Below are 18702 nucleotides of genomic sequence, written 5' to 3'. Positions count from 1 at the left end.
GTCAAACCTGCTTAATCCTGCGTTGGCCCTGCGCGGGTGCCAAGGCAGATTTGTGGCATCAATGGGCAATCCCGGCAATGGCGCGCGCAAAATCCTGCGCCTCGAACGGTTCGAGATCATCTACACCCTCGCCGACCCCGATGAAATAGACCGGCAGCTTGTGCTTGGCCGCGATCGCCACGAGAATACCGCCGCGCGCCGTGCCGTCGAGCTTGGTCATGATCAGGCCGCTGACCCCCGCAACGTTCCGGAAGATCTCGACCTGGTTCATGGCGTTCTGGCCGGTCGTGGCATCCAGCGTCTGCAGCACCGTATGCGGCGCGTCGGGATCGAGCTTGCCGAGCACACGCACGATCTTTTCGAGCTCGGCCATCAGCTCGGTGCGGTTCTGCAGCCGGCCGGCGGTATCGATGATCAGGACGTCGCTCTTGTTGGCGCGTGCCTGCTCGTAGGCGTCATAGGCAAGGCCGGCCGCATCGGCGCCGAGCTTGGTGCCGATGAAGCCCGAGCCGGTGCGATCCGCCCAGATCTTCAGCTGTTCGATGGCCGCCGCGCGAAAGGTGTCGCCGGCGGCGAGCATGACCTTGAGGCCAGAGCCGGAGAGTTTTGCCGCCAGCTTGCCGATCGTCGTCGTCTTGCCGGTGCCGTTGACGCCGACCACGAGGATGACATGCGGCTTGTGATTGAGGTCGAGCGCCAGCGGCTTTGCGACCGGCGCCAGAACCCTGGTGATTTCGGCCGCCATGATCCGCGACACATCCTCGCCGGTGACGTCCTTGCCGTAACGCTCGGAAGAAAGCGCACCGGTCACCCGCATCGCGGTCTCGACGCCGAGATCGGCTTGGATCAGCAGGTCTTCGAGCTGTTCCAGCGTATCCTCGTCCAGCTTGCGCTTGGTAAAGAGCGCGCTGATCTGGCCGGTGAGCTGCGACGACGTGCGCGCAAGGCCGGCGCGCAGGCGCTGGAACCAGGTCAGTTTCGGCTGGGGGGCGACGGGTTCGGGCGTGGGTTCCGGGCGGGCGGTGGAGAAGCCTTTGGGGAGGGTGGGTTCGGGGCGAAGCATTTCGCTTGGAGCGGCAACGGGGACCGCTTCGTTTGCGGAAGCACCCCCCTCTGTCCTGCCGGACATCTCCCCCTCAAGGGGGGAGATCGACTCGTGGATCGAACCTTGCCCTAAAACTTCAGCCGAGCCTGTTGTACTGTCGTCCGATGCTGGCGCCGACGGCGCATCCGTGATCTCCCCCCTTGAGGGGGAGATGTCCGGCAGGACAGAGGGGGGTGCTTCCGCCGACGCAGCCTCTTGCTCGACTCCCTCGGCCTCCGCTTCCGCCTGCAATAACGAAAGTGGCACCATGCCGATATCGGATGCGGCTTCGACACTGGAAAGCAGCGCCGGCTCATCGTCGTCGGCAGCCTCCGCCTCAGACAGATCGGCATCCTCCGCCACCACATCCGCAACCGGCCCGCCGGCCGTCTCGATCTCCGTCGGCGCAACCGGATCGACCGGCGAGACTGGCAGGTCCTCGTCGCGCGACTTCGGCTCCAGCTCCGCCTGGACGGCAGCCAGGTCTTCCGGCCTCACCGCATCGGGTGCCGGTTCCTCGGCGGGCTTGCCGAAGGTGAAGACGCGTTTGATGAAGCCCAATGCCATGAGAACCTGTTCCGGTTACGCTGCCCGAGACGGGACAAGGGCGGACGTGACCTGCATTTCCAGATGTTTGCCGTTATGGCCGGCAATCATAACGCGCTTGAACTCGCGGGGAACAAGGCGAGGCACTGCCACCAGCGAAAAGTTTTCCGTATGCGCCATGCCGTTGTTCTCGACGATGATCGCCTGCTCGGTGCCGACCATGCGGTCGAGATGGACGCGATGCAGCACCTCGCCCCGCGCCCGCAGCCGCGCCGCCCGGTCCTTGACGACAGCCCGATCGACCTGCGGCATGCGGGCAGCCGGCGTGTCCGGACGCGGGCTATAAGGGAAAACGTGCAGGAAGGAGATGCCGGCCTCTTCCGAGAGCGTCGCGGCGTTCTCGAACATCTCTTCGGTCTCGGTCGGGAAACCGGCGATCATATCCGCCCCGAAGGCGATCCCGGGCCGCAGACGCCGCGCCTGTGCCGTGAAGGCCAGCGCCTCGGCGCGCGAATGGCGGCGCTTCATGCGCTTCAGGATCATGTCGTCGCCATGCTGCAGCGACAGGTGCAGATGCGGCATGAACCGGGGCTCGTCGGCGATCAGGTCCCAGAGGTGTTTGTCCGCCTCGATGCTGTCGATCGAGGAGAGGCGCAGGCGCAGAATCTCGGGCACTTGGCGGAGCAGCGTCTTTGCGAGAAGCCCGAGCGACGGCTGGCCGGGGAGATCGGCGCCGTAGCTGGTGGCATCGACGCCGGTCAGCACGATCTCGCGATAACCGCCTTCGACAAGCTTGCGGGCCTGATCGACCACCGCGCCCATCGGCACCGAGCGGGAATTGCCGCGGCCATAGGGGATGATGCAGAAGGTGCAACGATGATCGCAGCCGTTCTGCACCTGGATGAAGGCACGCACGTGGCCGTCGATATGCTTCACCATCTGCGGCGCGGTGGCGCGCACGCTCATGATGTCGTTGACGCGCAGCTTCTCTTCCGCCGAGACGCCGAAATCCGGCAGCGCCCGGTAGGAGGCGCTTTTCAGTTTCTCTTCGTTGCCGAGCACGGCATCGACTTCCGCCATCCCGGCAAAAGTGTCTTTTTCCGTCTGGGCGGCGCAGCCGGTGACGATGATGCGGGCATGCGGGTTCTCGCGCCGCGCCCGGCGGATCGCCTGGCGGGCCTGGCGCACCGCCTCGCCGGTCACGGCGCAGGTATTGACCAGGATGGCGTTGTTGAGCCCGGCCTTTTCGGCCTCCGCCCGCATCACTTCCGATTCATAGGTATTGAGCCGACAGCCGAAGGTGATGACCTCGACGCCGCTCAACTGACCCGAGCCTCCGGCTCGCCCCTTTGGTCGGCATCGGAGTCACGCGTAAAACCGCCGCTCTGCGGATCGACCTTGCCGGACCATTCCCATTCGGCGGGACCGGTCATGACGACATGATCGTCACCGCGCCATTCGATGGTGAGCGGCTGGCGAACCGGGCTGGAGGCGACGTCGATCGTCACCGTGCGGCCGGTGCGCCCGGTGCGGGCGGCCGAAACGGCAGCGGAACAGGCGGCTGAACCGCAGGCGAGCGTCAGCCCCGCGCCCCGCTCCCAGGTACGGGTGCGCAGCGACGACTTCGACGTCACCTGCGCCAGCGTGATATTGGCCTTTTCCGGAAACATCGGATGGTTTTCCAAGAGTGGGCCGAAACGTTCGAGATCGAAGCTCATCGGATCGCTTGTCACCCAGAAGACGGCATGCGGGTTGCCCATCGACATGGCCGATGGCGAATGCAGGATCGGCGCATCGATCGGGCCGATCTGCAGCTCGATCCGGCTGGTATCGAAAAATTCCTCGGCAAGCGGAATGCGGTCCCAGTCGAACACCGGCTTTCCCATATCGACCGAAATCGTGCCGTCCTCATGCTCGATCGCATTGAGGATGCCGGCGACGGTCTGGAAGGTAAAGGTCTTGCGGCCGGTCTCGGCGCTGAGCGCCTGCACGACGCAGCGCATGCCATTGCCGCAGGCCTGCGCCTTCGTACCGTCGGAATTGAGGATGTCGACCCAGGCGTCGGTGCCTTGAGCCTTCGGATCGTGGATAGCCATGATCTGGTCGAACTGGGTGGCGGGATCGGCATTCAGCGCAATCGCGGCTTGCGGCGTCACCATGTCGGTGCGTCGGCGCATGTCGACGACCAGGATCTTGTTGCCAAGCCCGTTCATCCGCGCGAATTCCACCAGTTCCGTCATCATATCGATCCATTCCGGGCCATTTGCCCGCTTATCGGGCTGTATATGGCGGAAAAGGCAGGGAATTACCAGTGGGGGTGAGGCATGCGCATCGACGTGGCACCGGCCCCGCTTACCCACGAAACACTTCGGCCGCGGAAGCGAGAGGGTTGGGACGCGGGCGAGAGGGTGGGGGGCGAATGAGGGCAAGGTGTTGGAAACGTTGGAATGCGCCGCTTGTGGATCCTCGGGTCAAGCCCGAGGATGACGACATAGAGGGTGAACCCGACATAGAGGGCAAAGATAGGGGTGCCCGAAGCAGCCGCCGAGGGCGGATAAGAATTTGCGGTTGGGCATCGGATACGCCCAAAATATACCCCTAACCTCGGATCTCACTCCTTCGCGTTTGCCGTTCTGGTGAAAACGCCCAATGCCGTCATCCTCGGGCTCGACCCGAGGATCCACGCATCCCCATCACACGAAAAACTCGTCCACCAGCGCATGCACCCGCCGAAACGCCGCCTTGGCGCCTTCGGCCATGTCCGCTTCCTCCGCCTCGGACATGTCGAACCCGTTGAAGGCCGCGACGAAGGTGCGCCAGTGCAGGCCGCGGCCGGCGGGGTGGCCGGCGAGGTGGCGGGCGCCGAATTCTTCGGACAGGCCGAGCTTTGCCGCCTGCTTCAGGAGGAAGGCCGCGCCGAGATTCGAGCCTTCGGCGACGTAGAGCCAGCCGAGTGCAGCCGGGATACCGAGCCTACCCGTCCCGGCGGTGAGGACGGGCGGCTCGCTTCCGGTGACATCGGCGATATCCTGCCGCAGCGCTTCAAGCCGGACGCGGCTCGGAAGATCGGGGACGAGGCGGTTCAGCCGCGGATCGGTAAACAGCGGATCGACATCGGCATGGAAATGATGCTGCACGGCGAGGAACAGTGCGTAACGCTCGCGGCTGGCGAAGGGACCGGCTGCCATGATGCGCGTGTCGAGGCGCTCATGGGTGGCATCCGTGAGAGCCTTCAGGCGCTGGATCCGGGTCGGCGCGGCGGGGGTTTCGAGTTCGATCTGCATATGTCTTCCGTTTCGAATATTTTTAGAATTTGGCGGTCAACGAGGCCCGGATCGTCCGTCCCGGCGCAGGGTTCCAGCCATCGAGGGCATCAATGTAGAAACGATCGGTCAAGTTTTCGGCCTGGAGGTCGAATGTCAAGTTTTCCGTGATCTTATAGGTCGCGAAGGCATCGACGGTCGTATAGGGGACCCACATGCCGGTATACATGCGGGCCGACTGCGTGACCGGCGAAAGGCGCGCACCGGCCTGGGTGATGCGGATGCCGGCGGTCAGCTTGTCCTCAAAGAGCTTCGTGCCGATCGTCAGCCGCTTCATGATTTCGGGCGGCATATGGTTGGCGGCATAGTCCATATCGACTGTCGTGCCCGAGCAGGTGGAGAGCGTGCGGCAGAATTCATAGTCGGTGTAATAGGTCAGCGATCCCTCGGCAAAGAGAAAGCCGAGATCGTAGGAGGCGGAAACCTCCACGCCCGAGAAACGCGCTTTTTTCAGGTTGTCGAACGTGAAGGCCGGCGTACCGGGAGGTACCGGCGACGGGACAACGAGAGGCACGCGGGAGATATAATCGGTGTAGTTATTATTGAAGTAGGAGAACTTCAGCCGCGCCGAGTCGTCTGCGGTGATCAGCCCTTCCTTGCTCAAATTTATGCCGACTTCCCAGTTCTTCGCAACTTCTGGCTTGAGATAGGGATTGGGCCTGACGTTCCCGTCGTTTCCCATGGTCTCGCGCATGGTCGGCGGCCGCACGCCTTCCGCATAAAGCGCATAGAGCTGAAGGCCGTCGATCGGCTCGATCGTGGCGCTGATCGATGGATTGAGACGCCCGCCATCCTTTTCGCGAACGCCCGTGTCCGAGGTGGCGCCTTTGTCCTCAAGGCGGTAATAGTCGTAGCGCAGGCCCGCATTGAGCTTGAGCCAGTCGGTCGCCTCCCATTCGCCCTGGGTGAAGGCGCTGGCGATCGAACGGCTGCCGACGCTTGGCACCATCGACGCACCGATGGAACTCGCGGTGGTACGGCTCTGGTAGGGCCGGGAGTCGATGTCTTCGAACAGGTACGAGATGCCGTAGTTGAGGCTGGCATTGCCGTAGTCCGTATCGAACTTGCTCGTGTTCGAAATGTCGCCGCCATAGGTGTGGGTCATCGCATACCGCGGATCGTCACCCGGCGGCTGGTTGATTGGCGTGATGACCGGCGGAAGGTAGAAGGCAAGACCGGTCGACATGTCCATCTGGTCGACGATGCTCATCCATGCATTGACCTTGAGATCGACCATGTCGTCCGGATTATAGCGGTAGCGGCTGGTGAACGTATCCGTGGTCACGTTGGAGAGTGGCGCCTGACGGAATGTTCCGTCCTGCGTGAACAGCAGGGACGACATGGCCTCGCCGTATTCGGCTTCGTAGTGGACGTAACCGAGCTCGAGGCTCTGGTCGTCGTCCATATGGATCGTCCCCTTGGCAAGGAAGGAGGTCGATTCACTCGACGTATTCCAGACCTCCTCGCCCGGTTTGGTATAAGACAGGAGGTAGTCGCGATTGTTGAAATTGTAGGTCGTCGGGCCTTTCGAGCCGGCGAAATAATTGCCGCGATACCGGCGCGCCGCGGCGATCACCAGATCGAAATTGTCCTGCACAGTCGCCAGCGCGACGCTGCCGTTGCCGTTCGTGAAGTCGAAGAAATCGGCAGAATCGGTCTGCTGGACGATCGAGTTGATGGTAAAATCGGACGTCGTATTGTCCTGCGCCCCTATCTTGATGCGGCCGCCATATTGCTTGCCATCCTCGACGATATCCTTCGCGTTGATCGTGCGAATGCCGACGACGCCGCCGTTGACGCCGGCACCAGCAGCGCCGCCAGACGGGCCTTTGGAGATGCTGACGCCGCCGATCAGGTCCGGGTCGATATAGGTGCGGTCGTCGACGCCGGCGTAACCGCGCCAGGTCGTGGTCGTTTGCTGCGTTCCGTCGATCGCAACGCGGACGCGGTTCTGGCCCTGCAGGCCGCGGATATTGACGTTGACGGCACCACCATTGTGGTTGTTGGCGGAGATGACGCCGGGCGTGTTCTTGAAGATGTCACCGGCTGTCGAGCCGCGGAACCGTTCGATCTGCTCGGAGGAGATATAGCTGGTGGAACCCGCCGTCTCGTAAGGCGCGTCCGCCGGCCGGCCCTCGCCGCCGCGAAGCACGATCGGCTTGAGCGTCGTATCGCCTGTCGGGTCCGGCAGGCCCGCCGCCGACGAAGCTCCCGCCTCCAGCGTCACCGTATTGCCGCCGCTTGATCGGAAGGAAACGCCGGTGCCGGAAAGCAGTCGCGACAGGGCGGCCGACGGAGTCAGCGAACCGGTCACGCCGGCAGTTGTCTTGCCGGCGGTGATTTCGCTGCGATAGACGAGACGCAGGTCGGTCTGGCGGCCAAGCGCAAGAAGCGCGTTTTCCAGCGGCCCGGCCGGAATGGAAATGGCGACCTGCTGCGACTGGACGCCCTGCGCCGGCTGTTGCGCCATCGCCGGAGCGATACCGCCCAGCAAGGATACGCAGCCAAGCGCGATCCGGACATGCCGCGAAAGAAGCGGTCCCGTCAAACTCATTTCGACCCCCTGTACTCAAACGTCATGGCCGCTCTCGTCGCGGCCCCTGATGGCTATGAGTGAAAGAGGGCCCCACCTCCTGACGTCAGTTTTGGAAAAAAGATGATCATTATACTCAAATTTTCCGATCGGGCATGTCCTCAGCGGGAACGGACCAGGGTAACCCAGTCGGAAAGCCGGATGATGCGGATCGGCAGGCTCTCCTGCAGGGCCGCGAAAGTCTGATCGGCGTCATTGGCGGCAAAGACGCCGCTGACCCGCAGCTGCGCCGCCTGATCGTCGAGCACCATGATGCGGCCATGCTGGTAACGGCCGATCTGGTCGAGCACCTCGCCGAGCGGCCGGCCGGAGAAGACCAGCTTGCCGCTGCGCCAGCTGGTCAGATTGGCGACATCGCCGGTGCCGGTCATCAATTGGCCATCGGCATCGAGCTGCGCCGTGCCGCCGGCATCGAGCACCGCGCGCTGCGAGCCGGAGGTCACCGCCACATGCCCCTCCTCGACCATCACCTCGTCGCGATCGCCGACCCGCACCGCATAATGGGTGCCGAGCGCGATCGCCTGCGTTTCATCGCCGCTGACGACGAAAGGACGAGCCGGGTTCGGCGCTACGTCGAAGAAGGCCTCGCCGCGCAGAAGCACGATCCGGCGCTCCGTCTGGCCGTATCTTACCTGGATGGCGCTATCGGTATTGAGCGTCACCACCGACCCGTCGTCGAGGTCGATGCGCTTGATGACGCCAACCGGCGTGTAGAAATCCGAACGATACCAGGCGATGAGGCCGGTATCGCTGGCGATAATGCCAAGACAGCCCATCAGAAGCAGGGCGGCGATGCCGCCGCCGACCACCCGGCGCCGGCGTGGCGCGACCGTTTTCGGCACCGCGGCGAGATCGCCCCAGAGAGCACTCATCTCCTCGAAGGCCGCGGCATGCGCCGGATCCTGCATTTTCCAGAATTCGAAACGGCGGCGGTCCGCGTCCGTCGCGTCGCGGGATCCGAGACGCGCCACCCAGCCTGCCGCTTCTTCCGCAATGGCGTCTTCGCGCGCCTTATCCGAGACATTAGTCATGTGTGTTTCCCCCGGCCGGAGGCAATGCCGCAAGGCGAGCCTGACGGCAAGCCATGAGTGCACGGATGATGTGTTTTTCAACCATGTTCCGGGAGATTCCGAGCTTGGTCGCGATCTCTCCGTTGGAAAGCCCTTCGAGCCGGCTGAGCACGAAGACGACCCGGCATTTCGGCGGCAGGGCGGAAATCGTTTCGATCAGGAGCCCGAGCTGCTGGCGCGCCGCCACCACCCGTTCCGGGCTCGGCGCGTCGTCGGCGACCTGCGTCCCCTCCATCTCGTCCGCGAAGAGCGCGCTGTCGCGCATCAGCCGCGAGGTAATGCCATGGGCGACGGACCGGGCGACCTGGAAGAGATAGGCATGCGGATTGCGCAGATCCTCCTTCGGCGATGCCGTCAGCAGCCGCAGAAAAGTCTCCTGTGTCGCGTCCGCCGCATCCTCCCTGTTGCGCAGACGCCGAAGAAAGAACCGCTGCAGCTTCCCCTCCTCGGTCTGCTGCAACTGCTCGATAAGGCTGATGTCCAAGTCCGTAACCCCAAGGCCGGGACCTGCCCGACCAACCGGCCCGCGTTTAGCGCCGCCTAAAAAATGATTCAACATCAATGATTTGGAATGAATCCAAGGAGTATTAAAAAACATGATTATGATAATCATGTTTTTATGCAAAATCAGCACGTTGGACAGGCACCCGCCTTGCGGCGGCAGATGCTGAAATATTCGTAGATCCGGGCCATTTGTCGCGTTTCCGCAACAGTTCCCCAAGGTTCAGACGGAAATCGCCGGGACCTCGAAGACTTCGCCGGGCCGCATCGGCCGGAAACGGTCGCGGGAAATGCGGCGTGCATCGAGAGCGGCATGAAGCGCCGCCAGCGGCTGCTCGATCCCCTCGTCGGTCAGGTTGAAAGTACCCCAATGATGGCCGGCGACGAAAGCCGCGTCGCAGAGAAGCATGCCCTCGACCGCCTCGTCCGGGTTCTGGTGCTGCGCCTGCATGAACCAGCGCGGTTCATAGGCGCCGAACGGCAGGTTGGCGAGCCGGAAGGGCCCGTGCTTTTCCCGCGCGGCGCGATAATTGATGCCCCGGTGGAAGCCGGTATCGCCGATATGGTAGATCTTGCCAGCCGGAGTTTCGAACACGAAGGCGGCCCACAGAGCCATACGCCGGTCGCCAACTCCGCGCGCCGACCAGTGATGGCAGGGCTCGCAATGCAGGACGACGCCAGGGGCGATATTTGCGGCGATCTCCTCGCGGCCGCCCCAATCCATCACCGTGATCCTCGCATCCTTGACGCGTGAACGGATGAGCGCGTCGTTGCCGAGCGGCGTGATGAAGTGCGGCTTGTCGCGGCTCTGCAGAACCCGGAGGGTTTCAAGGTCCATATGGTCGTAATGGTTATGGGTGACGAGCACGACGTCGATCGGCGGCAGGTCGCCGATGCGCACGCCCGGTGGATTGACCCGCTTCGGTCCTGCGAAACGCACCGGGCTGGCGCGATCGTCCCAGACCGGATCGGTCAGGATGTTGAGGCCGGCGACCTGGATCAGCATCGCGGCATGGCCGACCATGGTGACGGTCAGCCGATCGCCCGAGACACGGGTTTCCGGCACCGCCTGCGGAAACGGGCTCGGAAAACTGTCGGGCCAGGCGATATTGTTGCCGGCAAGCTTCCAGCGCAGCAGGTCGAGACCGCCGCGCGGCTCCTCGCCACCCGGATTGAAGAAATACGTTCCGTCGAAATGATCGGAGACCGGACCGGAGTAATATTTGTTGGCAGCCATGGCTCCCCTTGCCGCGAACCCGCCCACGAGGGCGGCGATCGCACCGATACCGGACCATTTCAGGAATTTTCGACGGTTCATGATGGCTATCTAACAGCGTCAGGCTGCATCTGAAAACTCAAATCGAGACCCGGCGGACACGATCATGCGACCTCTATGTCCGTTTTGGAGAAATCGTTGCCCACGAAGAGGAGCGGTGACCGAAGCGTTCTTGCGGCGGCATAAGAGAAGCAATCGCCAAAGTTCAATTTTGCGGGATGGCCGACAAAGCGGCCATAAATTTTTGCAGCAGCCAGTGCCGAGTCATGAAGCCCAGATGGAAGCGCGACTTCGACAGCACCAATCTGTTGGAAGAAATCAGCGACAACCGCCTGCACCTCTTCGATCAGATATTTCGGCGTCGGTGCATGCTCGCCATAGGCGGCGACCTTTCTCTGACGGGCCAAAGCGATGACCGCCTCAAACACCACCATCGAGGAATAATAAACCGGGACTTCAGCACCTTTGATTTTGCCAAGCAAGGACGCCCCTACCGATTCTCCGCCTAAAATCGCGACGATCGCGGACGCATCGAGGAACATCAGATTTCCCACATCTCGTCCATGAAGGCCTTTTCATCGAAGTTCGGATCTTTTGGTCCGAGCGCCGCAATACGATCTTGCAACCGCCTGACACGCTCCTCCAGCGACAGCTCCTCGCCGGCCCGTTTCAGCTCGTTCTCCAGCGCCACGCGCACGGCTTCCGTCTTGGTTTTCGTGCCAAGCCGGCGCATGACCTCGTTTGCCAGTTCATCGACCTTGTCGTCACGGATATAGAGAGACACGGCTATCCACTCCCATGGAGCGCTGCAGGAATATTCAATATAGCCGAAATGAATATCCCCGCAAGCGCGCAGCACAGTGGACTTGCCAGCCTTGACTTTCCCGCCTGTTTCCTGTTTAAGCCCGCCCATCTGCTGACAAGTTACGACTTGGAGCCGCCGACCGGGGCCGACATAGTGAGCCCGGAGGTCAACACCCGACAGCGCGTTGCGCCCTCGGGTGCTTTTTGGCTTTGTCTCTTGTTTTCCGCAGACAAGAACCCGACGTTTCGGTGATCCCGAAACGCGAGAAGGAAGAAACGATGTTCGAAAGCCTCCAGGACCGTCTTGGCTCCATCTTGAGTGGACTGACCGGCCGTGGCGCATTGAGCGAAGCGGATGTGTCCGCCGCTCTGCGCGAGGTTCGCCGTGCGCTGCTCGAAGCGGACGTGGCGCTGGAAGTCGTGCGCTCCTTTACCGACAAGGTGCGTGAAAAGGCCGTCGGCGCCGAAGTCCTGAAGTCGATCAAGCCCGGCCAGATGGTCGTCAAGATCGTCCATGACGAGCTGATCGAAATGCTCGGCTCCGAAGGGGTTGGCATCGACCTGCATGCGGTTGCCCCGGTCGTGATCATGATGGTCGGCCTCCAAGGCTCCGGCAAAACGACAACGACGGGCAAGATCGCCAAGCGGCTGACCGAACGCGAGCGCAAGAAGGTGCTGATGGCATCGCTCGATACGCGCCGCCCGGCCGCCCAGGAACAGCTTCGTCAGCTCGGCGTCCAGACCGGCGTCGACACGCTGCCAATCATTGCCGGCCAGTCGCCGACCGAGATCGCCGCACGCGCCGTGCAGGCCGCCAAGCTCGGCGGCCATGACGTCGTCATCCTCGACACAGCCGGCCGCACCCATATCGACGAGCCGCTGATGGCGGAGATGGCGGAGATCAAGCGCCGCTCCAACCCGCATGAAATCCTGCTGGTCGCCGACTCGCTCACCGGCCAGGACGCCGTCAACCTCGCCCGCAATTTCGACGAGCGCGTCGGCATTACCGGCCTCGTGCTGACCCGCATGGACGGCGACGGACGCGGCGGTGCCGCCCTTTCGATGCGCGCCGTCACCGGCAAGCCGATCAAGCTGATCGGTACCGGCGAAAAGATGACGGAGATGGAGGAATTCCATCCCCGCCGCATCGCCGACCGCATTCTCGGCATGGGCGACATCGTCTCGCTGGTCGAGAAGGCTGCGGAAAATATCGACGCCGACAAGGCGCGCGCCATGGCCGAGAAGATGGCCAAGGGCAAGTTCGACCTGAACGACCTAGCCGAACAGCTGAAGCAGATGCAGTCGCTCGGCGGAATGGGCGGCATCATGGGTCTGATGCCCGGCATGAGCGGCATGAAGGACAAGCTCTCGGCTGCCGGCATGAGCGACAAGACATTCGCCCGCCATATCGCCATCATCCAGTCGATGACCAGGGCCGAGCGTGCCAACCCGGACATGCTGAAGCACAGCCGCAAGAAGCGCATCGCCGCCGGCTCGGGCACGGATGCCGCCGAAATCAACAAGCTTCTGAAAATGCACCGCCAGATGGCCGACATGATGAAAATGATGGGCGGCAAGGGCAAGGGCGGGATGATGAAGCAGATGATGGGCGGCCTTGCCTCGAAGATGGGTCTTGGTGGCATGGGCGGCGGAATGGGTGGAATGGGCGGCATGCCCGACCTCTCCAAGCTCGATCCGAAACAGCTCGAAGCGCTGCAGAAGCAGGCCGAGGCCGCGGGCATCAAGCCGGGCTCGATGCCCGGTCTTCCAGGGGGAGGCCTTCCGGGCGGTGGCATGCCGGGTCTCGGCGGGGCCAAGCTGCCCGGCCTCGGCGGCGGTTTCCCCGGCCTTCCGGGCCTGCCCAAGAAGAAGTAAGGGAGGACACGCCGATGGTTGACCCAGAGGTCAAAGCGAAACTTGCAAGCTACCGCCAATCGATCGACAACATCGACGCGGCGCTCGTGCATATGCTGGCGGAACGTTTCCGCTGCACCAAGGAAGTGGGCGTCCTGAAAGCCCAGTACGATTTGCCGCCGGCCGACCCGGCGCGCGAAGAATTCCAGATCGAGCGTCTTCGCCGCCTGGCGAAGGAAGCGCATCTGGACCCGGATTTCGCCGAGAAGTTCCTGAACTTCGTCATCAAGGAAGTCATCCGGCACCATGAAGCCATCGCCGCCGAACACGTCGGCATGAAATAGCCTGAACCAGCCCGCCTGATGGCGGCCTCAAGAAGAACCCCGGCCCGCCTGACGGCAGCCAGAAAAAACCTAGGAGTAATTGAAATGGCCCTGAAAATTCGTCTCGCCCGCGGCGGCTCCAAGAAGCGTCCGTACTACACCGTCGTCGTTGCCGACGCCCGTTCGCCCCGCGACGGCCGCTTCCTCGAAAAGCTCGGTTCCTGGAACCCGATGCTCGCCAAGGACGATGCCAAGCGCGTTGAACTGAACGCCGAGCGCATCCAGCATTGGATCGACAACGGCGCCCAGCCGACCGACCGCGTTCTGCGCTTCCTCGCTGAAGCCGGCATTGCCCAGCGCGAAGCCAAGAACAACCCGGGCAAGGGTCAGCCGGGCAAGAAGGCCCAGGAACGCGCCAAGGAACGCGCCCAGAAGGCTGAAGAAGCAGCTGCTGCCGCCGCCGAAGCATAAGCTTCGCGACCAGCCTTTCCCAAACGACGGGCGGCGCGGCAACGCGCTGCCCGTTTTGCTGTTTGCTTTTGATCGTGCAAAGCTTAAATGAGCGCACGACAACCGAGATGACGACCCTCATGACCAAGCTCGAAAATCCCATTCTGATGGCGACCATCGGCGCCGCCCAGGGTCTCCGGGGCGAGGTACGGGTGCGCACGTATACGGCCGATGCGACCGCGCTCGGCGATTACGGCAACCTGCACAGCGAAGACGGCCGGGTTTTCGAGATTCTCGAAATCCGCGAGGCCAAGAACGTCGCGATCGTCCGTTTCCGCGGCATCAACGACCGCAATGCGGCCGAGGCGCTGGCCGGGCTCGAACTGTTCATCGAGCGCGACAACCTGCCCGACGACGAGCTCGAGGAAGATGAGTTCTATTACGCCGATCTCGAAGGCCTCGAAGCGGTCGACGAAGAAGGCAAGAGCTACGGCACGGTGAGCGCGGTCTACGATTTCGGCGCCGGCGATCTGCTGGAGCTGAAAGGTCCCGGCCGCCGCCCTACCCTCATCCCCTTCTCCGAAGCTGCGGTACTGGAAATCGACCTCGAAGGAGGGAAGATCCTGATCGACCCGCAGGCGGCCGGCCTTGCCGAGAACCCGGAAGACGACGGTCCGGCACCGGGTTTCCCAAAAAAGGGCAAGTAGGCGCGATGACCTTTCGCGCCACCATCCTGACGCTCTACCCGGAGATGTTTCCGGGCCACCTGGCCGTTTCGCTCGCCGGCAAGGCGCTGGAGCGCGGACAATGGTCGCTCGACACGGTACAGATCCGCGATTTTGCGCAGGACAGGCATCGCACGGTCGACGACACGCCGGCCGGCGGAGGCGCCGGAATGGTGCTGAAGCCGGATATTCTCGCCAAGGCGATCGACAAAGTCTCCGAAGGCGACAACCGCCCTCGTCTGCTGATGAGCCCGCGCGGAAAGCCGCTGACCCAGGAGAAGGTGCGCGAGCTGGCGGCCGGCGACGGCGTGGTGATTGTCTGCGGCCGGTTCGAGGGTGTCGACCAGCGGGTGATCGATGCCCGCAATCTCGAAGAGGTGTCGATCGGCGACTATGTTCTGTCCGGCGGCGAGCCGGCGGCGCTGACCCTGCTCGACGCGGTGGTGCGCATCCTGCCGGGCGTGATGGGCAATGCGCTGTCCGGCACCCATGAAAGTTTCGAGAACGGGCTGCTCGAACATCCGCAATATACCAGGCCGCAAGTGTTCGAAGGTCTGGAAATCCCCGCCGTTCTGACCTCCGGCAACCATGCGGCGATCGAGAAATGGCGGTTGGAAGAGGCGCGGAAACTGACCGCGGAGCGCCGACCGGATTTGCTGCCGAACAAGGCGAAGTAACCCCCTCATCCGACCCTTCGGGCCACCTTCTCCCCGCTGGGGAGAAGAAGGGTATGCCGCGACGCCTCCATACCTCCTCTCCCCTCGGGGAGAGGGTGGCCGAGCGAAGCGGAGGCCGGGTGAGGGGGGCGCCACTCAGCCGGTCGCAAAATAGTCGCCACTCACCCCGTCACGAAATAATAGATCGTCAGAGCGAACCCGACGGCCACCACGCACCAGCGCAGCACCGCCTGCGGCACCCGCCGCGCCATCCACACGCCGGCATAACCGCCGAGCGCGCCGGCCGGGATCATCACGATCGCCTCCGGCCAGGCGATGACGCCGCCGCCGACGAAGACGATGATGGCAACGGCCGCGATCAGGATCGCCAGCATGTTCTTCAGCGCGTTGAGATGGTGGTAGCTGCCGCCGGTCGTCAACCCGAGGACGGCGAGCATCATGATCCCCATGCCGGCGCCGAAGAACCCGCCATAGATCGCCGTCAGGAACTGGGCGATGACGGAGCCGGGAGAATTGGCCGACCGCTCCGCAGACACCTTCGGTTTCAGCCACGGTCCCGCGGCAAACACCGCCGTCGCGGCTGCCAGCAGCCAGGGCACGAGGGCGCGAAAGGACGGATTGTCGAGCGACAGCAGCAGAAAGGCGCCGGCGAAAGCGCCGACGACCGAAACCAGCGCCAGCACCAGCGCGCTGCGCCAGCGGCTGGAAATCTCGTCCCAATAGGCGATCGTCGAAGTAACATAGCCCGGGAACTGCACGATCGAGGACGTGGCATTGGCCAGGATCGGCGGAACGCCGGCAAGCGTCATCGCCCCGAAGGTCAGAAAGGTCCCGCCGCCGGCGATCGCGTTGACCGCACCGGACAGGAAGCCCGCCACGGCGAGCAGGGCTATCATTGTGATTGTCATTGGTGTTTCCTCATCCTTGGCCTTCAGATAGCGGCTTGAGCGAAAGGCAGCAATAGCGGGCTTTTTCGTCACAAAATCGCAATCAACGGGATGACAAACCCCTGTCTTTCGTGTATTGGCGCACCCGGAAATGGGAAATATCCCGTCGACCAGCAACAAAGAATGGTGAATTCGCTCTGCCGAAAAGGCAAATCCCCGAGGCTTTGACCAAAGGGATATACTCGAGCGCTCTGGCTGTTTCAGAAGAACCAAAGGTTTGAGACGATGAATATCATCCAGGAATTGGAAGCCGAACAGGCCGCCAAGATTGCAGCCAAGCGCACGCTTCCGGAATTTTCCGCCGGCGACACGCTCCGCGTCAACGTGAAGGTTACCGAAGGCAACCGCACCCGCGTGCAGGCCTATGAAGGCGTCTGCATCGGCCGCTCCGGCGGTGGCATCAACGAGAGCTTCACTGTTCGCAAGATCTCCTACGGCGAAGGCGTCGAGCGCGTATTCCCGGTCTATTCGCCGATGGTCGAAAGCGTCGAAGTCGTTCGCCGCGGCAAGGTCCGTCGCGCCAAGCTCTACTACCTGCGCGATCGTCGCGGCAAGTCGGCTCGTATCGTTGAAGACACCGGCGTTCGCGCCCGCAAGCTGAACGACGCCGAGCGTCAGGCCGTTGCCGACGAAAAGGCACGGATCGAAGCCGAGAAGGTTGCAGCAGCACAGGCTCTCGCTGCCGAAGCAAAGGCCGCAGCAGAAGCTGCTGAAGCCGCAGAAGCCGCCAAGGCTGCTGAAGCTTCTGCCGAATAAGCTTCGGACATCGATTACGGAAAAGGCGGTCCTCGGGCCGCCTTTTTTCGTTTCAGACTGTCGGCGGGCAACGATGCGCCTTGCCATCCGCTTTGGACATGTGAGAATTTTCCGACCGACCGTTTGCTTGAGGAGTTTCCCGATGCCAGCCCGCCGCACCGTCCTCGCCGGCCTTGCCGCGCTTCTCCTCTCGCCGATGGCGGCGTTTGCCGCCGAGCTTCCCAATCTCAACGGAAGGACCGTCGTGGTGGTGACGGAAAACGCCTATCCGCCGCTGCAATTCGTCGATCCGAAGAGTGGCAAGGCGGTCGGCTGGGAATATGACGCGATGAACGAGATCGCCGGGCGGCTGAATTTCAAGCTCGAATACCAGAACACCAGCTGGGACGCGATGATCCAGGCGGTTTCCGATGGCCAGTACGACATCGGCATGACCGGCATCACCATCAAGAACGACCGCAAGGAGAAGGTCGACTTCTCCGATCCCTACATGCGCTCGCAGCAGCTGATGCTGGTGCGTGGCGACGAGAAGCGCTTTGCCGACGCCAGGAGTTTTGGCGCCCTGACGACCGGGCTGATCGGCGCGCAACCGGGGACGAGCCCGTTCTACACGGCGGTCTACGAGATCCTAGACGGCAACGAGCAGAACCCGCGGATCAAACTGTTCGAGACTTTTGGTGCGACCGTGCAGGCGCTGAAAGCGGGAGACGTTGATCTGGTCTTGACGGACAGCACCGCCGGCGACGGCTATGTGAAAGCCTCCGGCGGCTCCCTGAAGCTGATCGGTGAACCTCTTGGCACCGAGGATTTCGGCTTCATCTTCAAGAAGGGCTCCGATCTCGTCGCCCCGGTCAATGCGGCGATCGCGGCACTGAAGGCCGACGGCACGCTCGACAAGCTGAACAAGAAGTGGTTCCTCGACTACAAGATGGGCCAGTAAAGGCATGGCGCCTCAGCGCCGCAGGACATCGCAGCCGCAGGACTTTCCCTGGTGGCTGGTCGCCTTCGGGATCCTTTGTTTCGGCCTCGCGGCGGTCATCGCCCTCAACGGCCTCTATTCCCAGGTCTTCAATGTCGTCGCCAAGGGCATCGGCATCACCATCGGCGTGACGCTCACCGCCTTCCTCCTGGCAACGTTGCTCGGGCTCGGCATCGCGCTTGCGGGTCTGTCCGGCAGTGTGATGCTCCGGCAGGCGGCGCGTTTCTATATCGAGTTGATCCGCGGCATCCCGATCCTCGTGCTGCTCTTCTATATCGCTTTCGTCGGCGCGCCGGCCTTCGTGACCTTCTACAATTGGATGCTGGCGCCGCTGATCGAAAGCGGCTGGAGCCAGGCGCTTCTGGTACGCGACGTCTCGCTCCTGTGGCGGGCGATCATCGCCCTGACGATCGGTTATGCGGCCTTCATCGCCGAGATCTTTCGCGCCGGGTTCCAGGCCGTCGACATCGGCCAGATCGAGGCGGCGAAGGCGCTGGGCCTCAGTCGCTGGCAGCGTTTCCGGCTGATCGTCTTCCCGCAGGCGATGCGGGTCATCCTGCCGCCGCTGTCCAACGACTTCGTCTCGATGGTGAAGGATTCGTCGCTGGTCTCGGTACTCGGCGTCGCCGACATCACCCAGATGGCCAAGGTCTATGCCGCAGGCTCCTTTCGCTTCTTCGAGACCTATTCGATCGTCACCTATATCTATCTACTGCTGACGATCGGCCTGTCGCTGGCCCTGCGCGGTGTCGAGAGCCGGTTGCGCAGGCGGACGGAGCGGTGAGGGAAAAGGC

19 protein-coding genes are annotated in these 18702 nt (G+C 62.9%); 8 read left to right on the top strand and 11 right to left on the bottom strand.

Translation table 11 applies throughout. The features are described 5' to 3' along the window. Positions 1-58 precede the first annotated feature (58 nt). The 10 genes from ftsY to PMI07_RS06990 form a co-directional block, all read right to left on the bottom strand. Entirely contained in the window at positions 59-1651 is a 1593-nt protein-coding gene (ftsY, locus tag PMI07_RS07035) for a signal recognition particle-docking protein FtsY (RefSeq protein ID WP_007770943.1), read from the bottom strand. Between the two features lie 15 nt (positions 1652-1666). Beyond that, on the bottom strand, positions 1667-2953 hold the full coding sequence (gene mtaB / locus PMI07_RS07030; RefSeq protein WP_007770940.1) for a tRNA (N(6)-L-threonylcarbamoyladenosine(37)-C(2))-methylthiotransferase MtaB: 1287 nt from the start codon (positions 2951-2953) through the stop codon (positions 1667-1669). Continuing rightward, on the bottom strand, positions 2950-3870 hold the full coding sequence (gene dapF / locus PMI07_RS07025) for a diaminopimelate epimerase (protein ID WP_037085888.1): 921 nt from the start codon (positions 3868-3870) through the stop codon (positions 2950-2952). Before dapF ends, mtaB begins: the two co-directional genes overlap by 4 nt. A gap of 453 nt (positions 3871-4323) precedes the next feature. Beyond that, positions 4324-4914: a biliverdin-producing heme oxygenase gene (locus PMI07_RS07020; RefSeq protein ID WP_007770936.1), complete on the bottom strand. Its 591-nt coding sequence runs from the start codon at positions 4912-4914 to the stop codon at positions 4324-4326. Between the two features lie 22 nt (positions 4915-4936). Continuing rightward, entirely contained in the window at positions 4937-7507 is a 2571-nt protein-coding gene (locus tag PMI07_RS07015) for a TonB-dependent receptor (RefSeq protein ID WP_024163641.1), read from the bottom strand. A gap of 140 nt (positions 7508-7647) precedes the next feature. Then, a complete protein-coding gene (locus PMI07_RS07010) occupies positions 7648-8577 on the bottom strand; it encodes a FecR family protein (protein ID WP_007765443.1) in 930 nt (309 codons plus the stop codon). Continuing rightward, positions 8570-9100, bottom strand: coding sequence for a sigma-70 family RNA polymerase sigma factor (locus PMI07_RS07005; protein WP_155956403.1), 531 nt, complete (start codon positions 9098-9100; stop codon positions 8570-8572). The genes PMI07_RS07010 and PMI07_RS07005 overlap by 8 nt, the downstream gene beginning before the upstream one ends. A 240-nt stretch (positions 9101-9340) precedes the next feature. Beyond that, positions 9341-10435: an MBL fold metallo-hydrolase gene (locus tag PMI07_RS07000; RefSeq protein WP_007765448.1), complete on the bottom strand. Its 1095-nt coding sequence runs from the start codon at positions 10433-10435 to the stop codon at positions 9341-9343. Between the two features lie 62 nt (positions 10436-10497). Continuing rightward, complete coding sequence (locus PMI07_RS06995) at positions 10498-10935, bottom strand: type II toxin-antitoxin system VapC family toxin (RefSeq protein WP_007765450.1); 438 nt, start codon at positions 10933-10935, stop codon at positions 10498-10500. After that, entirely contained in the window at positions 10935-11177 is a 243-nt protein-coding gene (locus tag PMI07_RS06990) for a type II toxin-antitoxin system VapB family antitoxin (RefSeq protein ID WP_007765451.1), read from the bottom strand. Before PMI07_RS06990 ends, PMI07_RS06995 begins: the two co-directional genes overlap by 1 nt. Before the next feature lie 299 nt (positions 11178-11476). On the opposite strand from PMI07_RS06990, the gene ffh reads away from it, so the two are divergent. The 5 genes from ffh to trmD all read left to right on the top strand — a co-directional run bounded on the left by ffh (position 11477) and on the right by trmD (position 15226). Further along, positions 11477-13072: a signal recognition particle protein gene (ffh, locus tag PMI07_RS06980; RefSeq protein ID WP_007765452.1), complete on the top strand. Its 1596-nt coding sequence runs from the start codon at positions 11477-11479 to the stop codon at positions 13070-13072. 14 nt (positions 13073-13086) lie between these two features. After that, positions 13087-13395, top strand: coding sequence for a chorismate mutase (locus PMI07_RS06975; protein ID WP_007765453.1), 309 nt, complete (start codon positions 13087-13089; stop codon positions 13393-13395). Positions 13396-13479: 84 nt separating this feature from the next. Continuing rightward, positions 13480-13845: a 30S ribosomal protein S16 gene (gene rpsP, locus PMI07_RS06970; protein ID WP_007765454.1), complete on the top strand. Its 366-nt coding sequence runs from the start codon at positions 13480-13482 to the stop codon at positions 13843-13845. 119 nt (positions 13846-13964) lie between these two features. Further along, positions 13965-14531: a ribosome maturation factor RimM gene (gene rimM / locus PMI07_RS06965; protein WP_007765455.1), complete on the top strand. Its 567-nt coding sequence runs from the start codon at positions 13965-13967 to the stop codon at positions 14529-14531. A gap of 5 nt (positions 14532-14536) precedes the next feature. Then, on the top strand, positions 14537-15226 hold the full coding sequence (trmD, locus tag PMI07_RS06960; RefSeq protein ID WP_007765456.1) for a tRNA (guanosine(37)-N1)-methyltransferase TrmD: 690 nt from the start codon (positions 14537-14539) through the stop codon (positions 15224-15226). 161 nt (positions 15227-15387) lie between these two features. Here the strand turns inward: trmD and PMI07_RS06955 are convergent, their stop codons facing one another. Further along, positions 15388-16134 (bottom strand): sulfite exporter TauE/SafE family protein, encoded by a 747-nt coding sequence (locus tag PMI07_RS06955; protein ID WP_007765460.1) that lies wholly within the window; start codon positions 16132-16134, stop codon positions 15388-15390. Positions 16135-16398: 264 nt separating this feature from the next. Here PMI07_RS06955 and rplS point away from each other — a divergent pair, with 264 nt between their 5' ends. From rplS to PMI07_RS06940, 3 genes are all read left to right on the top strand, one after another. Then, on the top strand, positions 16399-16929 hold the full coding sequence (gene rplS, locus PMI07_RS06950) for a 50S ribosomal protein L19 (protein WP_007765463.1): 531 nt from the start codon (positions 16399-16401) through the stop codon (positions 16927-16929). Between the two features lie 142 nt (positions 16930-17071). Further along, the gene (locus tag PMI07_RS06945; RefSeq protein WP_007765465.1) at positions 17072-17869 is read left to right on the top strand and encodes a transporter substrate-binding domain-containing protein; all 798 of its coding nucleotides are present in this window, start codon (positions 17072-17074) and stop codon (positions 17867-17869) included. Between the two features lie 4 nt (positions 17870-17873). Continuing rightward, positions 17874-18692, top strand: coding sequence for an amino acid ABC transporter permease (locus PMI07_RS06940; protein WP_007765467.1), 819 nt, complete (start codon positions 17874-17876; stop codon positions 18690-18692). Positions 18693-18702: the final 10 nt, after the last annotated feature.

Origin of the sequence: Rhizobium sp. CF080 (assembly GCF_000282095.2) — a bacterium.
GTDB lineage: Bacteria > Pseudomonadota > Alphaproteobacteria > Rhizobiales > Rhizobiaceae > Neorhizobium.
Note: the sequence above shows the minus strand (reverse complement) of the source record. Positions and strands in the feature narration are given on the sequence as shown.